Origin of the sequence: Streptococcus mitis SK575, from assembly GCF_000257865.1 — a bacterium.
GTDB classification, from domain to species: Bacteria; Bacillota; Bacilli; order Lactobacillales; family Streptococcaceae; genus Streptococcus; species Streptococcus mitis_CQ.
This window is the reverse complement of sequence record NZ_AICU01000025.1, coordinates 15,712-39,006: the sequence shown is the minus strand read 5'-3', so window position 1 is coordinate 39,006 and position 23,295 is coordinate 15,712. Positions and strand designations below refer to the sequence as shown.

The 23,295-nt window shown below is 39.0% G+C and carries 22 protein-coding genes; 1 reads left to right on the top strand and 21 read right to left on the bottom strand.

Translation table 11 applies throughout. The features are described 5' to 3' along the window. Nucleotides 1-2: 2 nt before the first annotated feature. From pgdA to HMPREF1048_RS04970, 21 genes are all read right to left on the bottom strand, one after another. Entirely contained in the window at nucleotides 3-1,394 is a 1,392-nt protein-coding gene (pgdA, locus tag HMPREF1048_RS05070; protein ID WP_000361598.1) for a peptidoglycan-N-acetylglucosamine deacetylase PgdA, read from the bottom strand. Between the two features lie 167 nt (nucleotides 1,395-1,561). Then, a complete protein-coding gene (locus HMPREF1048_RS05065) occupies nucleotides 1,562-3,112 on the bottom strand; it encodes a ClC family H(+)/Cl(-) exchange transporter (protein ID WP_004248487.1) in 1,551 nt (516 codons plus the stop codon). Between the two features lie 16 nt (nucleotides 3,113-3,128). Continuing rightward, nucleotides 3,129-3,908, bottom strand: a complete 780-nt coding sequence (locus HMPREF1048_RS05060; protein ID WP_000201109.1) for a ribonuclease HII — start codon at nucleotides 3,906-3,908, stop codon at nucleotides 3,129-3,131. Next, a complete protein-coding gene (gene ylqF, locus HMPREF1048_RS05055) occupies nucleotides 3,895-4,746 on the bottom strand; it encodes a ribosome biogenesis GTPase YlqF (RefSeq protein ID WP_000201308.1) in 852 nt (283 codons plus the stop codon). Before ylqF ends, HMPREF1048_RS05060 begins: the two co-directional genes overlap by 14 nt. 477 nt (nucleotides 4,747-5,223) lie before the next feature. Further along, complete coding sequence (locus HMPREF1048_RS05050; RefSeq protein WP_001258706.1) at nucleotides 5,224-5,952, bottom strand: alpha/beta fold hydrolase; 729 nt, start codon at nucleotides 5,950-5,952, stop codon at nucleotides 5,224-5,226. 4 nt (nucleotides 5,953-5,956) lie between these two features. Further along, on the bottom strand, nucleotides 5,957-6,268 hold the full coding sequence (locus HMPREF1048_RS05045) for a hypothetical protein (RefSeq protein ID WP_000420557.1): 312 nt from the start codon (nucleotides 6,266-6,268) through the stop codon (nucleotides 5,957-5,959). Nucleotides 6,269-6,387: 119 nt separating this feature from the next. Continuing rightward, nucleotides 6,388-8,130, bottom strand: a complete 1,743-nt coding sequence (locus HMPREF1048_RS05040; protein WP_000423455.1) for a glycoside hydrolase family 13 protein — start codon at nucleotides 8,128-8,130, stop codon at nucleotides 6,388-6,390. 173 nt (nucleotides 8,131-8,303) lie between these two features. After that, the gene (locus tag HMPREF1048_RS05035) at nucleotides 8,304-8,795 is read right to left on the bottom strand and encodes a hypothetical protein (RefSeq protein WP_000377650.1); all 492 of its coding nucleotides are present in this window, start codon (nucleotides 8,793-8,795) and stop codon (nucleotides 8,304-8,306) included. 63 nt (nucleotides 8,796-8,858) lie between these two features. Further along, nucleotides 8,859-9,740, bottom strand: coding sequence for a diacylglycerol/lipid kinase family protein (locus HMPREF1048_RS05030; RefSeq protein WP_000710106.1), 882 nt, complete (start codon nucleotides 9,738-9,740; stop codon nucleotides 8,859-8,861). A 113-nt stretch (nucleotides 9,741-9,853) separates the two neighbouring features. After that, nucleotides 9,854-10,708, bottom strand: a complete 855-nt coding sequence (locus HMPREF1048_RS05025) for an ADP-ribosylglycohydrolase family protein (protein ID WP_000900009.1) — start codon at nucleotides 10,706-10,708, stop codon at nucleotides 9,854-9,856. A gap of 40 nt (nucleotides 10,709-10,748) precedes the next feature. Further along, on the bottom strand, nucleotides 10,749-11,366 hold the full coding sequence (locus tag HMPREF1048_RS05020) for an SAP domain-containing protein (RefSeq protein ID WP_000573112.1): 618 nt from the start codon (nucleotides 11,364-11,366) through the stop codon (nucleotides 10,749-10,751). 72 nt (nucleotides 11,367-11,438) lie between these two features. Then, nucleotides 11,439-12,797 carry a 23S rRNA (uracil(1939)-C(5))-methyltransferase RlmD gene (gene rlmD / locus HMPREF1048_RS05015; protein ID WP_000914549.1) on the bottom strand — a complete coding sequence of 453 codons (1,359 nt, stop codon included), beginning with the start codon at nucleotides 12,795-12,797 and terminating at the stop codon, nucleotides 11,439-11,441. Nucleotides 12,798-12,893: 96 nt separating this feature from the next. Then, nucleotides 12,894-13,460, bottom strand: coding sequence for a thiol-disulfide oxidoreductase-associated lipoprotein SdbB (gene sdbB, locus HMPREF1048_RS05010; protein WP_000757367.1), 567 nt, complete (start codon nucleotides 13,458-13,460; stop codon nucleotides 12,894-12,896). An 11-nt stretch (nucleotides 13,461-13,471) separates the two neighbouring features. Continuing rightward, entirely contained in the window at nucleotides 13,472-14,179 is a 708-nt protein-coding gene (gene ccdA2, locus HMPREF1048_RS05005) for a thiol-disulfide oxidoreductase-associated membrane protein CcdA2 (protein WP_000449475.1), read from the bottom strand. Between the two features lie 267 nt (nucleotides 14,180-14,446). After that, complete coding sequence (locus HMPREF1048_RS05000) at nucleotides 14,447-15,307, bottom strand: methionyl aminopeptidase (RefSeq protein WP_000631542.1); 861 nt, start codon at nucleotides 15,305-15,307, stop codon at nucleotides 14,447-14,449. Between the two features lie 15 nt (nucleotides 15,308-15,322). After that, nucleotides 15,323-16,600 (bottom strand): CBS-HotDog domain-containing transcription factor SpxR, encoded by a 1,278-nt coding sequence (spxR, locus tag HMPREF1048_RS04995; protein ID WP_000033822.1) that lies wholly within the window; start codon nucleotides 16,598-16,600, stop codon nucleotides 15,323-15,325. Continuing rightward, entirely contained in the window at nucleotides 16,593-17,144 is a 552-nt protein-coding gene (locus HMPREF1048_RS04990) for a GNAT family N-acetyltransferase (protein WP_001028726.1), read from the bottom strand. Before HMPREF1048_RS04990 ends, spxR begins: the two co-directional genes overlap by 8 nt. A 15-nt stretch (nucleotides 17,145-17,159) precedes the next feature. Then, nucleotides 17,160-18,419, bottom strand: a complete 1,260-nt coding sequence (locus HMPREF1048_RS04985; RefSeq protein WP_001227092.1) for a UDP-N-acetylglucosamine 1-carboxyvinyltransferase — start codon at nucleotides 18,417-18,419, stop codon at nucleotides 17,160-17,162. Nucleotides 18,420-18,939: 520 nt separating this feature from the next. Next, a complete protein-coding gene (locus tag HMPREF1048_RS04980) occupies nucleotides 18,940-19,929 on the bottom strand; it encodes a lipoate--protein ligase (protein WP_000873998.1) in 990 nt (329 codons plus the stop codon). Between the two features lie 59 nt (nucleotides 19,930-19,988). Next, nucleotides 19,989-21,677: a dihydrolipoyl dehydrogenase gene (gene lpdA / locus HMPREF1048_RS04975; protein ID WP_001162879.1), complete on the bottom strand. Its 1,689-nt coding sequence runs from the start codon at nucleotides 21,675-21,677 to the stop codon at nucleotides 19,989-19,991. 45 nt (nucleotides 21,678-21,722) lie between these two features. Then, a complete protein-coding gene (locus HMPREF1048_RS04970; protein ID WP_000752716.1) occupies nucleotides 21,723-22,766 on the bottom strand; it encodes a dihydrolipoamide acetyltransferase in 1,044 nt (347 codons plus the stop codon). A gap of 178 nt (nucleotides 22,767-22,944) precedes the next feature. Between HMPREF1048_RS04970 and HMPREF1048_RS13565 the strand changes: the two genes are divergently transcribed. Then, nucleotides 22,945-23,073, top strand: a complete 129-nt coding sequence (locus HMPREF1048_RS13565; RefSeq protein WP_260468888.1) for a hypothetical protein — start codon at nucleotides 22,945-22,947, stop codon at nucleotides 23,071-23,073. The last annotated feature ends 222 nt before the right edge of the window (nucleotides 23,074-23,295 follow it).

The window sequence follows — 23,295 nt, the reverse complement described above, 5'->3', positions numbered from 1 at the left end:
TATTATTGGTCACGGTCGTAATAGAGCTGGTGAGCTTTAAGACGAGAATCTAACAAATCTGGTACGGTAACAAAGTCATAACCTTGCCCTTTCAAATAGTCAATAACCTTCGGCAGAGCATTCACTGTTTCAGCATGGATATCATGCATGAGAATAATAGAACCATTCTTGACTTCACGCTGAATTTCTGTCAAAATAGCTGCTTCATTTTTACTCTTCCAGTCCAGACTATCTACATCCCACATAATAAAACTCAAATCGAGACTATTGCGAATGTCGTCTGTAATGGCTCCATAAGGCGGACGCATGAGTTTTGAACTAGAACCCAGCACCTTAGTCAACGCATCCTCAGTATCAGTAATTTGTTTTTTAGCTTCATCAAGGGAAAGTTTTGAAAGAACTGGATGGCTCCAACTATGGTTTCCAATGACATGACCATCTGCTTTCATACGTTTCAAAATCTCTTCATTGCCAGAAACATTCTTACCTAAAACAAAGAAAGTCGCCTTAATACCATACTTAGAAAGTGTATCTAATGCTTGATTTGTCGTCGCAGGATTTGGTCCATCATCAAAAGTCAAGGCCACTACTTTACGATTTTTCTTTTCATAATAAGCCTTATATAGCTCTGCATCCTTATCTAATAAATAAGAGGACTGAATGACCTCAAAGAAACTTGATACTGGCAAGGCAATCTCATCCAGATTTTCAACAGGCTGACTCGGATAAAGGATAATCTGACTATCCTTGTAATCAAAGTTCCATGCAGACAAGTCTTGGTCAGAGAAACCTTTAACAACTTGATCAATCTTTTCTTGCTCCAATTTCTTATCCTGTAAAAAAGAAGTCAGTTCTTTTATCAGTTTCTCTTTGGCCTTACTAGCATCTGAAAATAGTTGATCAAGTGTAAAAGGTTTACCATCTTCTGTCAAATGTACTTTTGCCAGACTAGTTTTTTCAGTCTCTTCAACTTTTGACGAAGTTAAATCATAGACTTGTTTCATCACACTTCGGTTGACAATCCCTTTTAAAGTCGAATCCTGTTTCTCCGTATAATAAAAAACCAGATTTTCTTTGTCTTCCAGATTTTCCTTAATATCCTGTGTCATGATTTCTTTTACAGATGAAATCACTTGCTCCCCTTGGAGAGGATAATAGGCAATTACTTCTGCTTGTCCCTTACGAAAATGATCTTTCTGATTTCCCTCACTCAATTGATTATCTTTATCATTTTTTAAAGACTCAATTTTTTGTTCGAAACTTTGCTTTGTATATACTTTGTATCCAATCATTGAACCAAGGACACAGATACTTACCGAAAAGATAGCTACCAGGGCTATTAAACCGATTCTCTTTTTATCGTGCTCAACACGTTTTGCTCTACTTTTATCCATAGAGATATCATATCAAATTCAGGCTATAATTTCAATGATTTTGGAGGAAATAGTATATTAAAAAAGAGGGTTATTAAAAAATAACCGATCTCATTGCTGAGAATCGGTTTTCTAATATATTTAATTAAGAAGTTTATTTTTACATAACATAAATTATGTAAAAACTCCTACAACAATAAATCTTTTACTTTCCCAATTTCACTTTTTGGAATCACTAGATGAATCATATCTCCGAGATACATTCTGGTTGAACCGTTAACGGTTTGGCTTTTACCATTATGGACTTGGGTGGTGATGAGTACGTTATGTGGTAAGTTGAGTTCGTGTACTTGTTTTCCTGCTATTTTATCTGAAACAGGGATTTCAATGAGAGTGACTTCTCCTTCGTCTGAAGCTTCTTCAGGCAGCATTTTTTCTAGCATGGCCTCATAAACTGGGGCACCCTTGAGCAGATCCATGATGATGTAGGCAACTAGGGTTACTAATCCAAGTGGCATGAGATTGCGAATATCTCCTACCATTTCGGTTACCAGAATCATAGCGGTTAAGGGTGCCTTAGATATTGCTCCAAAATAGCCACTCATTCCCAGAATGACAAATATAGGAAACTGCTCTTGACTGACAAGTCCAAGATTGACACAAATAACACCAACTAGAGCACCAAGTAAGGAACCTAGCGCCAAAATGGGTAGGAAAATTCCTCCTGGAAGGCCACTTCCATAACTAATCATGCTCCAAACAAAGCGAATCAAAAAGTAAGCTAATAGAACTTGGAAACTATAATCTTGCTTAGTCAGGGAAAGAACCAGCTGATTTCCACCACCAAGGATTTGGGGTAAGAAGATTCCGACTGGTATGATGAGAATGAAGGCCAGAATTGGATAATAAGCTCTATCCAAATTGATTTTTTGACCAAGCCAATCATAAACTCGACCAACATTGAGCACAGCCTTCTCATAGAGAAAACCAGATAGTCCAAGAAAAACTCCCATAAGGAGGTAAATCCAATACTGGTCTAGGGTCATGAGTGGGATGTTGTCTGGCATATCCAGTACGGGTGTTAGGCCAAATATGAGCAGAGAAACAAAGTTTGCTACGAGACTAGCTGCGAGAGTGGAGACCCAGAAAAAGCGTGAAAAATGGTGATAAACTTCTTCTACCACAAAGAGAAGTCCTGCAATAGGTGCATTAAAGGCCGCAGCTAGACCAGCGGCAGCTCCACTAGCAATCAAGGAGCGTTCCTCTACTGGACTGGATTTGAGCCATTTGGCAATTCCTTTACCACCGACTGCTCCAAGTTGAATACTTGGTCCTTCACGCCCTAGCATAAGGCCACTAGCAATAGCCAAAATTCCTAGAATATATTTTTTCCAAAGTACGCCCCACCAGTTGAGAGTCATCAATCCCTTTAATTCGGCTTCAACTTGAGGAATTCCTGAACCTTTGATGTCTTTTTCTGACCGAGTTAATTTCGCACTGAGCCAACAAACTATTAAATAAAATAGACCAATGATAAAAAGATTGCGCACTAGGTGCGCTTGATCTTGATAAAGTCCTTGTATCAGGTGGAAGCCTTTTTCGATTAAAAACCGAAAAGATCCGACGATGAGTCCGACGACGAGACCCACGATGATGCCTCGCCCAACTTGGGATAATATGGTGCTTGAGGCAAAGGCAAATTCTTTCTTGGAGCTGAGTGTTTCTGACTGTTCCTCCATAATCATTCCTTCTAACTTAACTTTCTTTTTCTCCTGAAACCAGCGATTTAACGGGTTCAAAGCTGGTTCGGTGAATTGGGGTAACTCCTAGTTTTGTGAGGCCTTCCAGGTGTTTAGCTGTTCCATATCCTGCATTAGCAGTAAAATCATAGCCAGGGAACTGCTGATCGTAGTCCTTCATCAATTCATCACGTGTCACCTTGGCTACTATAGATGCTGCTGCGATAGAGAGGGAGTTGGCATCTCCTTTGATGATAGATGTTTGTGAAATTGGTAAATCCAGTTTCATGGCATCTATCAAGAGATGTTCAGGTTGAGGACTGAGCTGGGAGATTGCTTCCTTCATGGCCAGTTTGGTTGCTTCATAGATATTGACTTGGTCGATGATTTGATTATCCATGATACCAATGCCGATTGACAAAGCTTGGTCCTGAACGGCTTGGAAAATCTCCAGATGTTTCTTTTTTGGAATTTTCTTACTGTCGTTGAGGGCTTGAATCTTACAATTTTGAGGTAAAATAACAGCTGCAGCGACTACAGGCCCAGCCAGAGGACCACGACCAACCTCGTCAACACCTGCTATCAAGGTCAATCCTTGCTTGTAAAGTTCTTTTTCGTAGGAAAGCATGGATTCCAAACGAAGATCCTCATCCAATTCTGCCTGAATGGCTTTTTTACGCTTGCTGATTTCCTTTTGAACTCCAGAGCGATTATCCTTTTCAAGCTCTAAAAAAATAGGGCTTTCTAACTCCTTAACCGTTGCAAGTAGTTCTTTGATTTCTTTAATCGTCGCCATTGAGGTCTTCCAATGTATCTAAGGTATAGTTACCGAGTTTGCCGTCGCGGACTTCCTTCACGAAGAGACTGTAGAAACGGTCATAGTCATCACGGAAACCGAGGGCACGGGTCATGTCCATAATAATAACAGGCGCTTCTTCTTCAATTTTCATTTGTTTGAAGCGTTCAGCCAACTTTTCTGGATAATGTTCTTTGAAATAATTGAGGCCAAAAATAGTTACCTCATCCATAGGAAGCAACTGGTCTTTGATAGCTCCTGTCAAGGCCAGTTTCAATGCAACAGTTTCATCCTCAAACTTAGGCCAAAGAATCCCTGGTGTATCCAAGATTTCCAGGTCTTTATTGGTTTTGAGCCATTGTTGACCCTTTGTCACACCTGGTTTATTGCCGACAACGGCAATTTTCTTACCAGCCAAACGGTTCATAAGAGTTGATTTACCAGCGTTTGGAATCCCAATAATCATGGTACGCAAGGTTTCAATCTTGATGCCACGTTCTTTCTGGCGAGCAATCTTATCAGCCATGAGTTTTTTTGCCGCATCTGTTACAACTTTTACAGTTACTTGTTCTTTGGAGTTGATAGCCAGCGTCTGGATTCCCTGTGATTCAAAATACTGACGCCATTCCTTGGTCATTGCTGGATCGGCCAAGTCCGCCTTGTTTAAAATCAAGAGTTTTGGTTTGTCACCAACAATTTTGGTCAACATAGGATTTTGACTAGATAGAGGTAAGCGTGCATCCACCAAAATCGTCACAAAATCAACAAATTTTAAATTTTCCTGAACCTGTCGACGCGCTTTAGACATGTGGCCAGGAAACCATTGAATAGTAGCCATTGAGTTTTTTTCCTTTCGTAGCAAGGGGTTAGAAACCCTATTTTATTTTACTATCGTTTGAACATAGAGAGTTTTCAAATGAATGGTGTTCAAACAGTTCTTATTTAATTACATAGAAATCTACTTTATATTATATCATGCCTTCTCTATTTTGTCCGATGATAGCCCTTTAAGCTCTCTGAATAGAAAAAGCGACTCTATAATATTTATAGTGGGTAAATCCCCTATCGATATTATGGAGTCTATTTTGTGTAGAAAAAGTTCCATAGAAAAAATCATATGGAATCATTACTTTTTATCACAAAACCACTCGATATCAAAGACTCAAATATCAAAAAAGAAAGGACGAAATTTATCCTTTCTAGATCTTAGCTGACTTCAACCTACTACAGTTGACAAAGAGCCCAAATTAATTTGATATTCCTAATCAATTTGTTCATATCTTATTCCAATAAACTATATATTAATTATGACAATTTATTCAATAGCCCAGTGAGAATAAGAGAACCACTCATTAATTAGACTAGCGATTTCTTTAGGTGCTTCAGTATAAAGCTCATGGCCAAAGTTCTCTAGAAGAATAGTATCAAAATAGTCTGGCAATTCTTTTAGGGCTTCCTCTCTCCATGTAGCTTCATTAGGATAGCAAGGACTGATAAACAAGGTATCTCCCACTTCTCTCTTAAAAGCTTGTATTTTCCTCCGTAGGATGAGTATCGCTTCTATATTTTCATATTTTATAGCTAACTCATATCTATTATATTTCGCATTCCAGTGATAGGACTGTCTTACAGCTTTCTCCATATTTTCTGACCAATGCTTTGCTTCAGATTTTTCTTTAAAAATAAGAACATCTAAATCCGAAATAATTTGAGATTTGATATAGTTTTTAGTTTCCTCTAATTCCGCATCTAAAGTTAAAATCTTATCTAAATCTAGATAGCCACCATCCAAAAGAATCAGTTTCTTCACTTCTTGAAATTCCGATGCAAGATAACGTGCCAAATCTCCTCCAAGAGAATGACCTATCAGACAGATAGATTCTTCCTTTACAATCTCATTTTTAAACCATGATTTCAATTCTGTTTCATCTCGAAGATGCTTTTCATATGGATTTAGAAAATAGACTTGCGAATCTAGTTCTTGAAGAAAATCCTTGCTATGATAGATATTACTTCCCAGACCGCCAATAAAAAATGTCCTCATCCAACTACTTAATACTATGCTTATTCATCTTTTGTTCAAAGATAGTCGTGATAATTTGACGCAATTCTTCGCGTTCTTTTTCTGGAATTTCACCACTTGTTTGGGCTGTAGCGTAGAGTTCAGGGTGTTCAATTGAAATGCGTTTAATCGTACGTGTTGTAGCATGCTTTCTGACAAAAAACGGGATTCGCTTAATCAAGTCTTGTGGTACTAGCGCAAGAATCTTCTCAGCAGTTTCCTTGTCACTAATCTTAGACGTAGTCAGCCCCTTCTTAATCATTTCCTGTTCTTTTTCTGTAAAATCTTTTAATTCCATTCGATTAGTCCTCCTATTTTCTTTAAGTTAAATTATATACCAATTGTAGCAAGACAACAAATAGTCTGTTTGTAAAATGCTCTCTATACTACAATTTTCCTGTCACTCATAATTGCTCTTTAATGAAAAATCACAAATCCTTTTGGAGAGATGACAAGCTGATTCTCCGATTCTTGGCAATTGCTTGCTAGTGCTACGGTTTCCTTCTCTAAAAGATATTCTTCTTTTGATTGGTTAAAGATCGCTTTAAGGAGCCGGCCTTGGTATTTCCATTCCAGAGCTACTAGATCAGGTTTGATTTCTTGAAGGCTATACTTGCCATACTGAATGGTTGATGACGCTTGTTTTCTAATATTAATCAGCTGCTTCATGAAATTCAGCATATCATCGTCACTTGATACACGTTCCCAAGGCATACAACGTCGACAATCTGGGTCTGGTCCTCCGGTCAAGGCTAGCTCGGTTCCGTAGTAGATACATGGTGTTCCCTTTTGTAAAAAGAGAAAGGCTAAGGCTGATTTAACCAGTTGCACATCCTCATTGGCCGTCCACAAAATACGTTCTGTATCATGAGAATCCAAAAGATTAAACATAACCTCTGAAATCTGCTGCTTGTAATGCATAGATTGGCCATTGATTTCATCGATAAACTGTTCCGTCTTCTTAATACCTCGTAAAAAATACTCCTTGATGCTATCAGATAACGGATAGTTCATGACAGCATGGAACTCATCTCCATTTAGCCAAGGCTGAGACCTATGCCAGACTTCTCCTAAAATATAAAGATCAGGTTTTTTAGCTAAAACTGCCTTACGAAAATCCCTCCAAAACTGATGGTCAATCTCATTAGCCACATCCAACCGCCAAGCATCGATATCAAACTCTTCAATCCAATAAGTCGCAACCTTCAAAAGATAGTCCTTGACCTCTGGATTGGCTGTATTTAGCTTAGGCATATAGTCCTCGAAACCAAAAGCATGATAAGGCAACTCTCTCTTGTTGGCTAGTTTTTCAGTCATCACTGGAAATTGTTGAATATGGAACCAATCTTTATAAGCAGATTGCTCACCATTTTCGACAACATCTTGCCATTGAGGTGATTGCGAACCAATATGGTTAAATACAGCATCCAGCATGACTTTCATGCCACGCTGATGAGCTTGCTCGACCAGTTCCCGAAAGGTCTCCTTGTCCCCAAAATGACGGTCAATTTCAAAGTAATCTGTCGTATTGTACTTATGATTGCTCGTAGATTCAAAGATGGGACAGAGATAAAGTCCAGTAATGCCCAAGTCTTGCAAATAATCCAGATGGTCAATAATCCCCTGTAAATCACCACCAAAGAAATCATTACTCTTAGATGTGATAGATGAATCCCAGTCTAATGTCCCTTCTGGGTTTAATCGAGCATTTCCATTGGCAAACCTCTCAGGAAATATCTGATACCATACCGTGTCTGAAACCCAGTCGGGAACCTGACAGGCATCAATCTCATGAAGATAAGGCAACTTAAAGCCATTTCCAATGGCATGAAGATTTTCTAGAGAATTGTCCACACAACCTTTATCGCCGTACAAAATGCTCTGGCCTTCTGTATCCGTGACTTCAAAGAGATACTGGATACGTGCAAAGTCAACGGACACTTCAACCTGCCAATAATCAAAGATGGCGTCGGAAGTCAGCTTGGCCATTTCCTTTGTATCTTGATAAAACTCCTCCATAAAGATAAAAGGGTCCCCATAGTGCAAGTTGATGCTTTCAATGTCCCCTTTCTTAGTTCGAATCCGAATATGAAGCTTCTTATCCTTATAAAGATAGGTAAACTCCGACTCAGGCCTATGGTAAATAGCGCTTAATTCCATCAATTTGTCTCCTTAAGTTCTAATTCAAATTTTACGCAAACGTTTTCATAATTATGATTCTAGTATACTACTTTCGTATTTTATTTTCAAGGCTTGTCCGTAGATTCTAGTGGTTTGGTTCTATAAATAAAAAAGCAGCTAGTCTTACAACTTGCTACTTTTCAAATGATGATTTACAAATGTCTTTCCAGCCACTCAATTTTTTTAAAATCCTTATTGTTATTGTGCTCATTTCGATAAGAATCTTGGGAAGAAGCCTTGTAAATGCTTAAAAACTGTTCCAAACTTGGAACGCGAAAAGTGATGTTTTCGAGATGAATCAACTCTATATCCGATTCCGAAACTCCTGCAAAATCAGATAAAGAATCGATACTTCCGAATTCAACACTCAGACCATCTTTTTGGAATTCATGCTCATGAATATCTATTAAGGCGTAACCTAAGTGATTCATCACTTTCATTATCTTGTCCCAGTCATAGATTCTGAGATGGTCAGGAGCTTCCCAACCTCTAGAGTCACCAGGCACATGAATGTCAATGTCAGACGGCCCCCATTCTTCATTTGAACGGTATTCAAAACCCAAAGACCCCATGAGCGTCGGTGTGATTCCAACTTTGTTTAAATGAGAACAGATTGTTCGAAATTCATCAAATAGAGAATCCATTCCTCCTCCAATCGTTGATATAGAACTTAATTTCGTTGTGAATAATAAACTAATTTTTATTTTCTACTCTTTCGGTTTTGAAAATACTTCAATATGTTGGCCCAGTACCCTGATTTCTACAGGAAGGTTATCCGACTTATCGCCATCAACATCTGACTCCAATTCACTATCTGAAGAAATCTTAATATTACGTGCTCTGATATATTCGATATTATCATTTGCGACAACATCGCCTTTTAGTAAATCAGGAATGACGGATAATTTGGAGAATAGAGATGCGTCTTTTAAAATCAAAATGTTAGCATAGCCGTCCTTGTTTTCTTCAAAGATTTTTTTGTCAGCGAAGTAATTTGTCAAGAGAACCAAAACATGGCTTGCTTCACCAACATAATTTCCATTTTCTGTCTCAACCTTAATGTTAAAGACCTGATCCGTCATGACAGACTTCATAGTATTAACAGCATAGGCTAAAATACCGAATTTTGTCTTGTCCTCGATTTCAACATTGTGAATCGCCTCAGGAAGAGAACCGATACTAAAGATATAACCAAAATAATTGTCATTCGCTTTTCCGATATCAATCTTATTGGTTAAGTTGAAATCCAGTTCATCAATAGCGCCATCGATGTCTTGATTGATTTCCAACAGTTTCGTAATGAGGTTACCCGTCCCACCAGGGATAATCCCTAACTTAGGAATGTAGTCTCTCTCAGCAATACCTGAAATAACTTCATTGACAGTCCCGTCTCCACCAAAAACAACCACTGCATCGTACTGCTCACGAGAAGCTTCTTCAGCAAAATGTGTTGCATCCAGCGCTTTTTCGGTAATTTTGGTTTCTACGTGCTCAAAGTATTCTTTTGCTTTATTCTCCAGCTTTTCTTTGTAATCCAAAGCCTTTTCCCCACCAGAAGTAGGGTTGATAATTACCATTGCTTTTTTCATTGATAATACTCCTTAATTTTTAAATAGAAATGTTAGCGTAGCTACATTTACCATTACATATAATGCTATTATATAATGAAAACTCAGAAAAGAGAAATCTGACGTACTGGAGATTAATACGCTTTTATTCTATTTTCCCATCGTATAACTACATCCTTTAAGGGTTCATCCAAGTAAGAATAGGCCTTATCCTTTATCCAATCAGGAATACCATAAGCTGCCTCGGCTATGCTGCCAGTTATTGCAGCAAGTGTATCACTATCGCCACCAAGGGAAATGGCATTCCTTATCGCATCTTCGAAGTCTCTACTTTCAAGAAAGGCGATAATGGCTTGAGGGACAGTATCCTGGCATGTTTCATTAAAACAATAGTTAGGGCGAATTTCATCTAAAGTTTGAGATAGATTGTAGCCGTATGTCTTCTCTATATAATCCTTAATCCGTCTTTTACACTCTGTATGATTGTCATTAATTGGTTGCTCGTATTCTCTACAATAACCACCAAAGTAAAAGCGACACAGAAAGATAGCATCAGATATAGCCATAGCGCCTTTGACACCTTCTGGATGATTATGGGTTACCTCTGCAGAAAGGCTCGCAAGTTCTCTAGATGATGGCCACATTCCAGCTCTCGCATAAAAACTACAGTCCATGTCCCAAGCGCATGGAGAAACACGCATAGCCGAACCATTCCCAAAGCTATTATAAGGCTCACGGTTATCGCTGTTTAGCCATGCATTAAACCGAGCACCATAATCAGCATTCGGATACAGTCTACCATATTTCTTCATGGCGTCAATAAAGTCATCCTTTTGCCCACCATTCATGATTGCTTCTGCGACAGCACAGGTCATAACCGTGTCATCTGTAAAAAAGCAGTCTTTCCGAAATAAAGGAAAGTCCTTAGTTTTGATATTGTTCCATTCGTAAACAGAACCTACAATATCTCCAATAATTGCTCCGAGCATAAGATACCTCCTTGTGAACTATTGATTTAGACTGATTTTTCTATTTCCCATACTCGTTTATTTTATCAGCATATTCAGTCAAAAGATTCTTTGAATAAATTTTTTCAGCTTTTGAATTTCTAACTTCTTTCCAAAGAATAGAAGCTACTTTTAACTTGTTTGAGTAGTTAAGACTATTTTCGTCTGCACAGAAATCCTTTAAAAATTGATTCCATTGACAAACCGAATGATCATACTTGGCATAATCTGAATTTCCATAATAAACTTTTAGCATATCTTGGATTGTAAAACTCAAATCATTTTCTCTTTTTACTTTTCTCCAAGCAGTCGCCATATCAGCAGTAAATTTAAAGGGTGAAACATCTGTTAAAGTTGAGAAATATTCTCTAAAGTGAGTGTTAAAGGAGAATCCACATTCAAGTAAGGGCGTATCTAAGGCAATAGCTGCTACTCGTTTCTTATTTCTTTTTGTTGATGATTTTTTAATCAAATTCCCCTTAAAGTACTGCTCGATAATATGATTGAGTTCTTGTTTTGTACCTCTATATTCTAATCCTAATGACTTACATAGTTGTGAAAGTTCATCACGATACCAATAGTATTTATTAAACTCATCAAAGGATGTGATTTTATCAAACTCAAGTCTGCTCTCTATCAATATTTCATCTCCACAGAAAAATTTAGTTTTTCATCTTAAAATAATGGAGTTTTAGTTTCTTTATTTTGAGCATTAGCTCCGTTTCACTAACAAACTTACACACTCCACATGATGCGTTTGCGGAAATAAATCCACCGGCTGGACTTTCTTCAACTCATATCCCAATTCTTGGTAGAGTTTGATATCACGCGCCATGGTGGCGACATTACATGAGATATAGACGATGCGGTCAGCTCCTGTTTGAGCGCTTGCTTTGATAAAGCTTTCGGTCAAGCCCTTGCGTGGTGGGTCTACTAGAATAACACTTGGTTGAATACCTTCTTTGAGCCAATTCTTCATAGCATTTTCAGCTGTATCACAGACATAGTGGGCGTTTGAAATATGGTTCAGTTGGGCATTCTTTTTGCTATTCTCAACCGCTTCTGGAATAACCTCTACACCATAGACTTCCTTAACGTACTTGGCGACTGATAAACCTATCGTTCCAATTCCTGAGTAGGCATCGATAACCACATCATCTGATTTTAATGCTGCAAAGTCAATGGCTGTTTGATAAAGTTTTTCAGCCATTTCAGTATTGACTTGGTAAAAAGCGGGTCCAGCGATTTGGTAGTCATTTCCCAACATCTGGTCAGTGATAAAGTCTTGTCCATAAAGTGTGCACCATTCCTTACCAAAAATTGCATTGGTGTTCTGGTCATTGATATTTTGCATAACAGACACAATCTCTGGGAATTGCTTGATGACTTGTTCAATCAATTGGTCAACACGGAAAACTTTAGGTCGAGTTGTTACCAAAATAACCATGATTTGTCCTGAATAGTGACCACGACGCACCACAAGATTCCGAATCAAGCCAGATTGTTCCTTTTCATCATAAGGTTTCAAATCATAACGGCGGAGCAAGTCACGTAGGCCTACTACTACCTCATCAATCACAGGGTCTTGGATAAAGAAATCTTCTAGAGGCATGAGGTCATGGGAATTCTTACGGAAAAAGCCAGTTTCCAAGGCACCATTCACTCGACGAACAGGCACCTGCGCCTTATTGCGGTACTTGACTGGATTTTTCATACCCAAAGTTTCAGCAACCCCTACATCTGCAATTCCAGCAATCTTGTAGAGACTGTCTTTGACTTGCTTGGTTTTAAACTTGAGCTGTTCTGGATAGGCAAGATGTCCTAAATCAGCGATTCCTGAACGCAGGTAAGCCAAATCTAGATCTTGATTACGGTGTGGTGACTGGACAAGGTATTCTTCAACTTTACCAAAACCAATCTTTTTATTGACCTTGAGGACATGCATGAGGATTTTTTCACTTGGTAAAGCATTCTCGACAAAAAAGACCAAACCATCCACCTTGGCAACTCCTGCGCCTTCATGTGTCAAATCAACAATTTCAACTTCTACAATATCATTTTTCTTTAACATTCTCTTCTCTTTCTATTGGCCGACAAAAAAGACGGCAACGTTACGGTTACCATCTATTATACCATGAAATTTGTAATCAGATTCTCTTTATCTATGCTAGTTCATTTCTTTAAAGGCTGCTTCTGCATCCGCGTTGCTGATAACACCAAATTGTATCTTTCCAATCTTTCCTTGACTGTCAATCAGGTATTCTGTAGGAATGCTTCGGATTTGATAAGCTTGGAAGGTTGTGGCCTTGGTATCATAAAGAACTGGGATATCCTTATAACCTTGATCTTGGAACCATTGTGGGAATTGCTCAACAGTTTTTTCGCCTTGAATACCCGGTGCAATGACACTAAGAATTTCAAAATCGCGATCTGGTTTTGCAGCTAATTCCATCAACTCAGGCATACTTTTCTTACATGGACCACACCAGGAAGCCCAAAACTTCAAATAGACTTTTTTACCCTTATAATCAGATAACTTAACTTCTTTACCGTCCATAGATTGCAAGGTAAAATCTGGAGCATCTTTCCCAACAGCAATTTGTTGTACAGGCGTTTGTTGCTGTTGTTTTGGGGATTGTTGTGGAGCTTGAGTCTTTTTAGTCTCTTCCTCACCACAGGCTATCAATACGACTAATGACAAGAGGCTTAAGCCAGCAAACATTACTTTTTTCATCTTTTTCTCCTTTATTCAAAAATTCCAGCTAGAACATTTACTTGTCCTAATAGTAACAAAATTCCCATTAAAATAATGAGGAAACCACCAATTTTCTTCAGTAGCATCATATGACGCTTGATTTTACTAAAATAAGGCATTACTACACCTGAAGCTAGAGCCAAGACCAAGAAAGGAATGGCCATCCCCAGAGAGTAAATCAAGGTATAGATAGCACCTTGCCAAGCGCCATTGCCCCCAGAAGCCGCAAGCGCTAAAACAGAACTCAAAACTGGACCAATACAAGGCGTCCAACCGAAGCTAAAGGTAATACCGAGTAAAAAGGCCGACCAATAACGATTGGCTTCTGATTTCTTAAAAGTAAAGCTTTTTTGAACCTCTAATTTCTTAAAATGAAAAATTTCCATCTGGTGAAGGCCTAAAATGATAATAATTGTTCCCATGGTATAGCGAAACCAATTGGCATAGAGAATATTACCAAAGTAACCAGCACCAAATCCTAGAATAAAGAAAATGAGTGAAATACCTGCGATAAAGCAAAGGGTTCGAATCAAACCCGACCAGAGAACCTTTCTCCCAAACAAGGAAAAACTTTTTGCGCTTTCCTGATCATCCAGCAAAATTCCAGCATAAACTGGCAGAAGAGGAAAAATACAGGGAGAAAAGAAGGACAAGACCCCTGCTAAAAAAACGGAGATTGAAAATACTAGCGTTTCCAATAAAGAACCAACTTTCTTAAGAATTTAAACCTATTGTACTATAAATATTAAAATTTGTATCAAGTTTGCTACGGTTAACTGTTTTTGTCATTATATTATATGAAACAAACTCTTTAATAGTACACTATGTTTTCTAAAATATTGTTAGAAATTGATTTGAATTGCTCAATCAAGTTGTTCGTTTTTTTCATTTCGCTATAGATAAAAGAAAAAATTGAAGAAAATTGTCCAAAGAGCCACTTTTTCTTCAATCTACTTTTACTTATTTTAATAAGTTCCTTCTTCGCCTTGACTAGTCAAGATTACCGGACCATCTTTCGTAATCACGAATTGGTGTTCATACTGACATGACAATCCACCGTCGATGGTCTTATGGGCCCAACCGGTCTTCATATCTGTATCAATGTCCCAGTCACCTGTATTGATCATTGGTTCAATAGTCAAAACCATTCCTTCACGGAGACGAAGTCCACGACCAGCAATACCATAGTTAGGAACCATTGGTTCTTCGTGCATGGTTGGGCCAACACCATGACCAACCAAATCACGCACTACACCGTAACCACGACTTTCAGCGTATTCTTGAATGGCTGCACCAATATCACCAATACGGTTCCCAACAACAGCTTGCTCAATCCCCTTGTACATAGCTTCTTTGGTTACATCCATCAAGTTTTTCACTTCTTCGGACGGTGTACCTACAGCATAAGCCCAACATGAGTCTGCAAGACCACCAGAATAGCTCTGAGTGTATTTCTTCATTTGCTCAACATTGTTGAAGTTTAATTTTGAGACATTCAGGTCAGATTTAGCAATAGGACCTCCCAAAACCATATCAACTTTGAGCAAATCACCATCTTTCAAAATATAGTGACGAGGGAAAGCATGAGCCACTTCATCATTAAGAGAGCAACAGGTAGCATAAGGATAGTCCATCATTGCACCGTCAACTCCAATCTGAAGTGGAAGGAAATTTTCTTCCTTACAACGACGGCGAACGTATTCTTCAACTTCCCACATATCTACGCCAGGCTTAATCAAATCACGTAAGCCGATATGAATACTTGCTAAAAAATCACCGGCCTTATCCATAGCTTCAATTTCACGAGCTGATTTTAATGTTATCATTATTTCTCCTAGTTTCTAATTAATTTTAACGGTCACATTTGCTTTTGAAACAATCTGATGACCATGATAAATATCGTAATCAATAATAGCTGATCGTCTAGTATGGTGGATAATGCGTGCTTGAATGCGCAGTATATCATCTATCTGAACAGCCTGCAAAAAGTAGATCAGCATTTGCTCGATGATGAGATTGCGACCACTATTCACAACTAAATCTTGGGTCATGTGAGTCAGAATTTCTGCCAATACACCATTGGCTAAAACTCCATTTTTCTCTAGCATAAAGGGTTCCACTGTAATCACTACTTCATCATGATGATAAGAAAGTTTTTGACCAATCTGCTCAGAAAAAGTAGGTAGAGCAGAAACTTGGGAACGACTCATCTTCTCCATGACATCTCGTCTGGTTACAACCCCAAGCAAGGTTTGATTATTTCGAACAACCGGTACCATTTCAAAGTCTTCAGCAATCATCCGTTGACTCACATTGGCAATATTTGTCGATAATCCAACCAAAAATAGACTACGAGACATGACCTTGTCAATTGTGGTACTTGGTGACTTATCACCAGCGTCTCTCATGGTAACAACCCCAACAACAACCTGATGTTGATTGATAACTGGGAAACGGCTGCTACGATTCTTACGAACTAAGTCCAAATAATCTTTGACTGTGTCGGTTTCTCTCAGAAAACCATATTCATGACTCGGACGATAAAGTTTCTCAACTGTCAGAATATCTGTTTTGATTTGAACATTTGACAAGGCTTTATTGATCATGGTCGCGACAGTGAAAGTGTCATGCTTACTTCTCAGAACTGGAATACCTTTTTGATTGGCCAGTTTAATCACATCATCATGAACCTGAAATCCACCTGTAACCAGAACTGCATTTTCATTTTCAAGTGCTAACAGTTGGATACGGGTACGATCTCCGACAATCAAGAGTCCCCCATCGTGAAGGTAGGACAAGATATTTTGTTCAGTCATTGCACCAATTGAAAACTTACTAAATTCTCTCTCTAAACCTTCTTGCCCAGCCAGAACCTCAGAAGAAGTCACTTCTGCAATTTCAGCAAAAGTTAATCTTTCAATCGCAACTTTCTGGGATTTGACGCGGATTGTTCCACTTCTAGGACGGGTCTCCACAATTCCACGGTTTTCAGCTTCCTTGATAGCGCGATAGGCCGTTCCATCACTGACTCCCAGATGGTTGGAAATACTACGAACACTGACCCTTTTACCTACTGGTAATTCCTCCAAATAGCTTAGAATTTCCTGATGCTTACTCATTGAATTCTCCTTTTATATACCGAAATTCAAGATAATCCCGCATTTTTCTTGTGTAGCGATCACTTCCCTTAAACTGACGGAACAAACTAAATCCAGACTTAAGAGCAACTCTTTGGCTAGCTTCATTTTCAAGGTGGGTAATGATAGATAATTGTTTTAAGCCAAATTCCTCAAAAGAAAGCTGACAAATTTTTCTAACAACCTCTGTCATAAATCCTTGCGACCAAGCATCTTTTCTCAAAAAATAGCCAAGCTCAGCTTCTTTTTTGATTTCATCTAACTTCTCAAATTTAATAGAACCAATCATTTGTTGATTTTTCTGGTCACAAATAGCCCACACTCCCAAAGGGGACTTCATAAAGTAATTGGCCAGTGCATATTGACTTTCTTCTAGACTTGCCTGAGTTGGGAAAATAAATTGTAAATTTTCAGGATTTGAGGCTATCTCATGGAAGTCTTGACTATCACTAAAAAAGAAAGGACGCAAATACAAGCGATCCGTTTCAAAAAAAGAAAACATTGCTAATTTGGTCCAAATATTCATAAACACCTCTACGGTTTAATCCTCAACAAGTGTAATATCCGCTCCTAGATTACGTAATTTTTCAATAATATCAGAATAACCACGTAAGATAAACTCGATATTGGTAATTTCAGTTTTACCTTCAGCCATAAGCCCAGCAATGACTAGTGCAGCCCCAGCTCGTAGGTCAGTCGCTTTAACACTGGCCCCACGCAAATCACGTCCACCTGTGTACAAAATATGACCATTTGTTGTCGAAATGTCCGCATCCATCTTTGCTAGTTCAAAAACATGATTTACACGTTTTTCGTAAATCGTATCGACAATTGTACCACGACCATTCGTTCTTAATAAAAGAGGGGTAATCGGTTGTTGCAAATCAGTTGCAAAGCCTGGGTAAGGAGCTGTCTTAATATTGATTGCTTTCAAATTAGACTGCTCTTCGACAAAAATGCTGTCTTCAGATACAGTCATTCTCACTCCCATTTCTTCCAGCTTAGCAATAAATCCTTCTAGGTGTTCGTAAAGAACATTATTTATACGAATCCCCTTGCCAACTGCAGCAGCTAAAGAAATATATGTTCCAGCTTCGATACGGTCTGGAATCACCTGATGACGGGTTCCATGCAATCTTTCAACACCATCAATAATGATGATATTAGTTCCTGCACCGCGGATATGGGCTCCCATATTATTCAAGAGGGTAGCTACATCAATAATTTCAGGTTCACGGGCTGCATTTTCAATAATGGTACGACCATTCGCTTTAACCGCAGCAATCATCGTATTGATCGTTGCCCCTACACTAACCGTGTCCATGTAAATACTTGCACCATGAAGTCCTGTATCTTTAGCAGATAACTTCATGTTATCTCCCTCGTAGCTAACAGTGGCACCCATAGCTTCAAAAGCCTTAAGGTGTAGGTCAATCGGACGAGGACCAAGATCACATCCTCCCGGTAAACCAACTGTCGCTTCACCAAAACGGCCTAAGAGGCTCCCATAAAAATAGTAAGATGCACGAAGACTGTTAATTTTACCATAAGGCATTGGAATATTTTGAACACCTCTTGGATCAATCTCCAAGACATCGTCATAACGCTTAACAGTAGCTCCCATCAATTCCATAATTTCGACAAGACTGGCTACATCCGAAATATCTGGAACACAATCCAAAGTCACCACATCATCAGCCAATATGATAGCTGGAATTAAGGCCACAACGCTATTTTTAGCACCACTAATAGTGATTTCACCTTGTAGTGGTAATCCACCATTGATAACAATTTTTCTCATTCTAAGTTTTCAATACTCTTTCAAGATTTCTAATAAGGTCTTTAAAATAAAGTATATCATAAATTTATCCTTTTTTCCATCCTTTTCAATTTTATTGGATAGTAAGCAATAAATAGGATTAAGTTGAAAGGCTACGTCTACATTTTTCTTCAACATTTTTTGATACTAAAAAGAGCCTGAATTAAAAATTATAAAATACCCCAAAAATTAGATTTTCTATGTCTAACTTTTGAGGTATCGTTCAACTATAGAAATAATAGTCTTTTGGGATATTTATAGCAAGAAGAAATCAAAAACAACTCATGTCTGTGTCACCTTACAGATAATCTACTACTGACCTTCTCATCTCTATATTCAATTGCAAATAGTCGTATTTAGTTGACTCAGAACAAACTTCCGAGTTTTTTTATTAAGCATTGGAAGTGAGTTCTTTTTGATTCTCGTTCAGCAGGTTTTAAGACTTGTCCTATCCAGATAATATCTTTTCTGCAACCCACAATGACTAACAAATAGCTTTTCTTTACTCTACTACAGCTTCAGCGATTTCTTCACGGCTAATACCAGCGAAGTAGCGTGTGATATCAATGGTTTCTAGCGCCTTAAGGACATCTTCGCGTTCGTATTTCACCCCACGAAGGACATCTTCTACTGCAGCAACGTCTTCAATACCAAAGAAGTCACCATAAATCTTGATGTCTTGGATTTTTGATTCGACGACATTAGCAAAAACTTCAACCTTACCACTAGTGAATTTTGTTCCACGACGGACGTTAAATTCAGGTGATTTACCGTAGTTCCAGTCCCAAGTACCAAACTTAGTATCCTTGATGCGATTGATTTCAGCCAATTCTTCCTCAGAAAAAACGTATTCTGTCATCTCTGGATACTCTTTTTTCATGTATTCCAATAGCAAATCACGGAATTCTTCGACTGTGATTTTTTCTGGTAGTTCATTGACAATATTGGTGACACGGGCACGGACAGATTTCACCCCTTTTGATTCAAATTTATCTTTTGAAACCTTAAGAGCATTTGCGAGGACTGATAAATCAACGTCAAAGAGCAAGCAACCGTGGTGCATGATACGACCATTGATATAGGCTTGGGCATTGCCACAGAATTTCTTGCCATCAATCTCTAAGTCATTACGGCCTGTAAATTCAGCTTTAACACCAAGTTGAGCTAGTGTATTAATAACTGGAGTTGAGAAGCTCTTAAAGTCAAAAGCCTTGTTTTCATCTTCTTTTGAAATGATCGTGTAGTTGAGGTTATTTAAATCGTGGTAAACAGCTCCACCACCACTGATACGGCGGACCACCTCAATACCATTTTCTCGAACATAATCACGGTTGATTTCTTCGATGGTATTCTGGTGACGACCAACAATGATAGATGGCTTGTTAATCCAAAGTAGGAAGATTTGATCCTCATCCAAAAGGTGTTTAAAGGCATATTCTTCCAAGGCAATATTAAAGGCAGTGTCGTTTGAATGATTGATAATATATTTCATGATATCCCTTTATACGATAGAGACTGGAAAGATATTTTCCAGTCTAGGCTATCTTTCTTTTATTTTTTCTTAGGTGAATGGATGGCCATTCCTAAAACATCCGCAAATGCTTCGTACATGACTTCAGAGTAGGTTGGGTGTCCGTGGATAGTCTTCAGCATTTCTTCAACAGTAATTTCCATTTCGATAATACTTGACGCTTCGTTGATTAATTCTGCAGCTGCAGGACCGATGATATGGACACCAAGGATTTCTCCGTATTTCTTATCTGCAATGACTTTTACGAAACCTTGAGCAGCATCCGATGCAATGGCACGACCGTTAGCAGCAAAGTTGAATTTACCGATGGCTACATCATATTTCTCACGGGCTTGTTCTTCTGTCAACCCTACTGCTGCTACTTCAGGAAGAGTGTAGATGGCTGCTGGAGTCAAGTTCAACTTGGCAACAGCATGATTTCCTTTAAGGGCATTTTCAGCGGCAACTTCACCCATGCGGAAGGCTGCGTGAGCCAACATCTTAGTACCGTTAATGTCACCTGGTGCGTAGATACCTGGAACAGAAGTTTCCATGTATTCGTTGACCTTGATGCGTCCACGGTCCAATTCAAATTCAACATCACCAATACCTTCAAGGTCTGGCACACGACCGATTGAAAGAAGAGCTTTGCTTGCGATGATATCGTCTTTTCCTTCAACCTTGATACGAAGTTGACCATTTTCCTCGATGATTTCTTGCAGTTTAGTACCAGTCAAGATGGTCATTCCTTTACGTTCAAGGATCAAGCGAAGGTTCTTAGAAACTTCCGCATCCATAGCTGGAACTATACGGTCCATCATTTCGATAACAGTTACTTTTGAACCAAATGTCATGAAGGCCTGACCAAGTTCGATACCGACAACCCCACCACCAATGATAACAAGGCTTTCTGGAACTTCGTTCATTTCAAGAATGTCGTCACTAGTCATCACAAGTGAAGATTCCATACCAGGAACGTTGATTTTGCTGACTTTTGAACCACCAGCAAGGATGATTTTCTTGGTTTCAAGCAATTCAGAACCATTTACCAAGACATTCTTGTCTTTAGTAATAGTACCGATACCCTTATGAACAGTAACTCCGTAGCTACGAAGAAGTCCTGCAACACCACCAACAAGAGTATTAACAACTTTAGATTTAGTTTCTAAAAGTTTTTCCATATCAACAGTGAAGTTTGGATTTTCGATTACGATACCACGGTTTGCGGCATGACCGATGTTTTCGATAATTTCAGCGTTGTGAAGATAGGTCTTAGTTGGGATACAGCCACGGTTCAAGCAGGTTCCACCAAGTTCAGATTTCTCAACAAGGGCAACCTTACCGCCGAGTTGGGCAGCTTTGATGGCTGCAACATAACCAGCAGGACCTCCACCAATCACAACGATATCAAAAGCATCATCGTTTGAGGCACTTGCTGCAGGTGCTGAGCTAGCTTCTGGCGCTGCGGCTCCAGCTGTTGGGATGTTTTCCCCTTCTTCTCCAAGGTAACCGATAACTTCCGTTACAGGGACAGTTTCGCCATCTCCTTTGAGGATAGCAATCAAATAACCATCTTCTTCGGCTTCCAATTCCATGCTGACTTTGTCAGTCATGATTTCCAAAAGGATTTCTCCTTCTTTTACAAATTCTCCGACTTTTTTATTCCATTGAACGATTTGTCCTTCTGTCATATCCACGCCGGCTTTTGGCATAATTACTTCTAAGGCCATGTCTTCCTTCCTTTATCTATATCTTAAAAATGAATACTCTTGCTCTTAAATCAACATTGAGATTGGATTTTCAATCAATTCTTTCAAGTCTTTCATAAACTTAGCACCAGCCATACCATCTACGACACGGTGGTCAATTGTTAAACCAAGACTCATGATTGGGCGAATCACAATTTCACCATTGACGACAACTGGCTTCTCAATTGTCGAACTCACACCAAGGATAGCTGAGTTTGGTTGGTTGATGATCGGACCAAAGGACTGAACGCCAAACATTCCCAAGTTACTGATAGTAAATGTTGAATTTTGCAGTTCGCTTGGAGCCAATTTACCATCCAAGGTACGGCCAATAACATCCTTAAAGGCTACAACCAGTTCTGAAAGACTCATCTTCTCAGCATTGTAAACAACAGGTGTCATCAATCCATTATCCATCCCAACTGCCATCGCAAGGTTGACATAGTTATGAGTGATAATGGTCTTGCCATCTTCTGTCAATGAAGCGTTGATGTAAGGGTGTTTCATAAGAGTCTTAACAACAGCAAGTGAAAGAAGGTCTGTTACAGTAGTCTTCTTCCCAGTTGCTTCCATGATTGGCTCAAGAACCTTCTTACGAAGAGCCAACATTTCAGTCATATCAACTTCATAGTTGAGGGTGAAGGTTGGCGCAGTTAGGTAAGATTCAACCATACGTTGGGCAATAACCTTACGCATTGGTGTCATTGGAATACGTTCAATTTCACCGTATGGTGTTACGTTATCAGGAACTTCTTCCACTTTTTCAATCTGAGCAGGAGACTTGATGGTATCGTTTTCGATATTTTCAGGAAGCAAGGCCAAAACATCCTTCTTCATGATTTTACCACGATGACCAGTTCCTTGGATTTCCTGCCAAGCAATATTATGTTCGAGGGCAATTCGTTTTGCAAGTGGCGAAATGCGAACCACGTTTGTGTCTTTATAAGTTTCCACGTCTTCTTTGTGGACACGACCGTTTGCACCTGAGCCAGAAACGTCGTAGAGGTTGATCCCTAAATCATCCGCTAACTTTCTAGCCGCAGGAGTCGCTCTTAGCTTGTCATCAGCCATGACCTCTCCAATTCTATTATAAGATACTAAGGGCGTTTAAAAGCGACCGAAAAATAGGAAATCAACGCTAACTTCGATGAAGTCAAGGAGATTTATCTTTTTTCCGAGCTTTTAGCCCGTGTTCGAATATAAGATATTAAGGACTAAGAGGGCAATGAAAAAATAGGAGATTGACGATGTGTTCGATGAACACAAGGAAATCTATCTTTTTTTCGCAGACCTCCGTCCGAATTCAACTCTACAAGCAACTTGGATACAACACGTATCTCAAGTTGCTACGGTTGCCGCTATTAGGCGGTCAACCTAGTAGACTTACTAATTCATTCGTCGAATATTATCGATTCGACTCTCTCATGTCGCAACTCTTCAAATCACTTGGATACGAAACGTGTCTCAAGTTACTACGGTTGCCGCTATCAGGCGGTCAACCTTGTAGACTTACTAAGTCGTTCGTCGAATAACATCGATTCGACTCTCTCCTGTCGCAACTTTAGAAATAACTTGGGTACATTACATATCTCAAGTTACT

Coding starts and splice junctions, on each gene's coding strand:
- pgdA (WP_000361598.1), bottom strand. CDS start 1,394: ATGGATAAAAGTAGAGCAAAACGTGTTGAGCACGATAAAAAGAGAATC.
- HMPREF1048_RS05065 (WP_004248487.1), bottom strand. CDS start 3,112: ATGGAGGAACAGTCAGAAACACTCAGCTCCAAGAAAGAATTTGCCTTT.
- HMPREF1048_RS05060 (WP_000201109.1), bottom strand. CDS start 3,908: ATGGCGACGATTAAAGAAATCAAAGAACTACTTGCAACGGTTAAGGAG.
- ylqF (WP_000201308.1), bottom strand. CDS start 4,746: ATGGCTACTATTCAATGGTTTCCTGGCCACATGTCTAAAGCGCGTCGA.
- HMPREF1048_RS05050 (WP_001258706.1), bottom strand. CDS start 5,952: ATGAGGACATTTTTTATTGGCGGTCTGGGAAGTAATATCTATCATAGC.
- HMPREF1048_RS05045 (WP_000420557.1), bottom strand. CDS start 6,268: ATGGAATTAAAAGATTTTACAGAAAAAGAACAGGAAATGATTAAGAAG.
- HMPREF1048_RS05040 (WP_000423455.1), bottom strand. CDS start 8,130: ATGGAATTAAGCGCTATTTACCATAGGCCTGAGTCGGAGTTTACCTAT.
- HMPREF1048_RS05035 (WP_000377650.1), bottom strand. CDS start 8,795: ATGGATTCTCTATTTGATGAATTTCGAACAATCTGTTCTCATTTAAAC.
- HMPREF1048_RS05030 (WP_000710106.1), bottom strand. CDS start 9,740: ATGAAAAAAGCAATGGTAATTATCAACCCTACTTCTGGTGGGGAAAAG.
- HMPREF1048_RS05025 (WP_000900009.1), bottom strand. CDS start 10,708: ATGCTCGGAGCAATTATTGGAGATATTGTAGGTTCTGTTTACGAATGG.
- rlmD (WP_000914549.1), bottom strand. CDS start 12,797: ATGTTAAAGAAAAATGATATTGTAGAAGTTGAAATTGTTGATTTGACA.
- sdbB (WP_000757367.1), bottom strand. CDS start 13,460: ATGAAAAAAGTAATGTTTGCTGGCTTAAGCCTCTTGTCATTAGTCGTA.
- HMPREF1048_RS05000 (WP_000631542.1), bottom strand. CDS start 15,307: ATGATAACATTAAAATCAGCTCGTGAAATTGAAGCTATGGATAAGGCC.
- spxR (WP_000033822.1), bottom strand. CDS start 16,600: ATGAGTAAGCATCAGGAAATTCTAAGCTATTTGGAGGAATTACCAGTA.
- HMPREF1048_RS04990 (WP_001028726.1), bottom strand. CDS start 17,144: ATGAATATTTGGACCAAATTAGCAATGTTTTCTTTTTTTGAAACGGAT.
- HMPREF1048_RS04985 (WP_001227092.1), bottom strand. CDS start 18,419: ATGAGAAAAATTGTTATCAATGGTGGATTACCACTACAAGGTGAAATC.
- HMPREF1048_RS04980 (WP_000873998.1), bottom strand. CDS start 19,929: ATGAAATATATTATCAATCATTCAAACGACACTGCCTTTAATATTGCC.
- lpdA (WP_001162879.1), bottom strand. CDS start 21,677: ATGGCCTTAGAAGTAATTATGCCAAAAGCCGGCGTGGATATGACAGAA.
- HMPREF1048_RS04970 (WP_000752716.1), bottom strand. CDS start 22,766: ATGGCTGATGACAAGCTAAGAGCGACTCCTGCGGCTAGAAAGTTAGCG.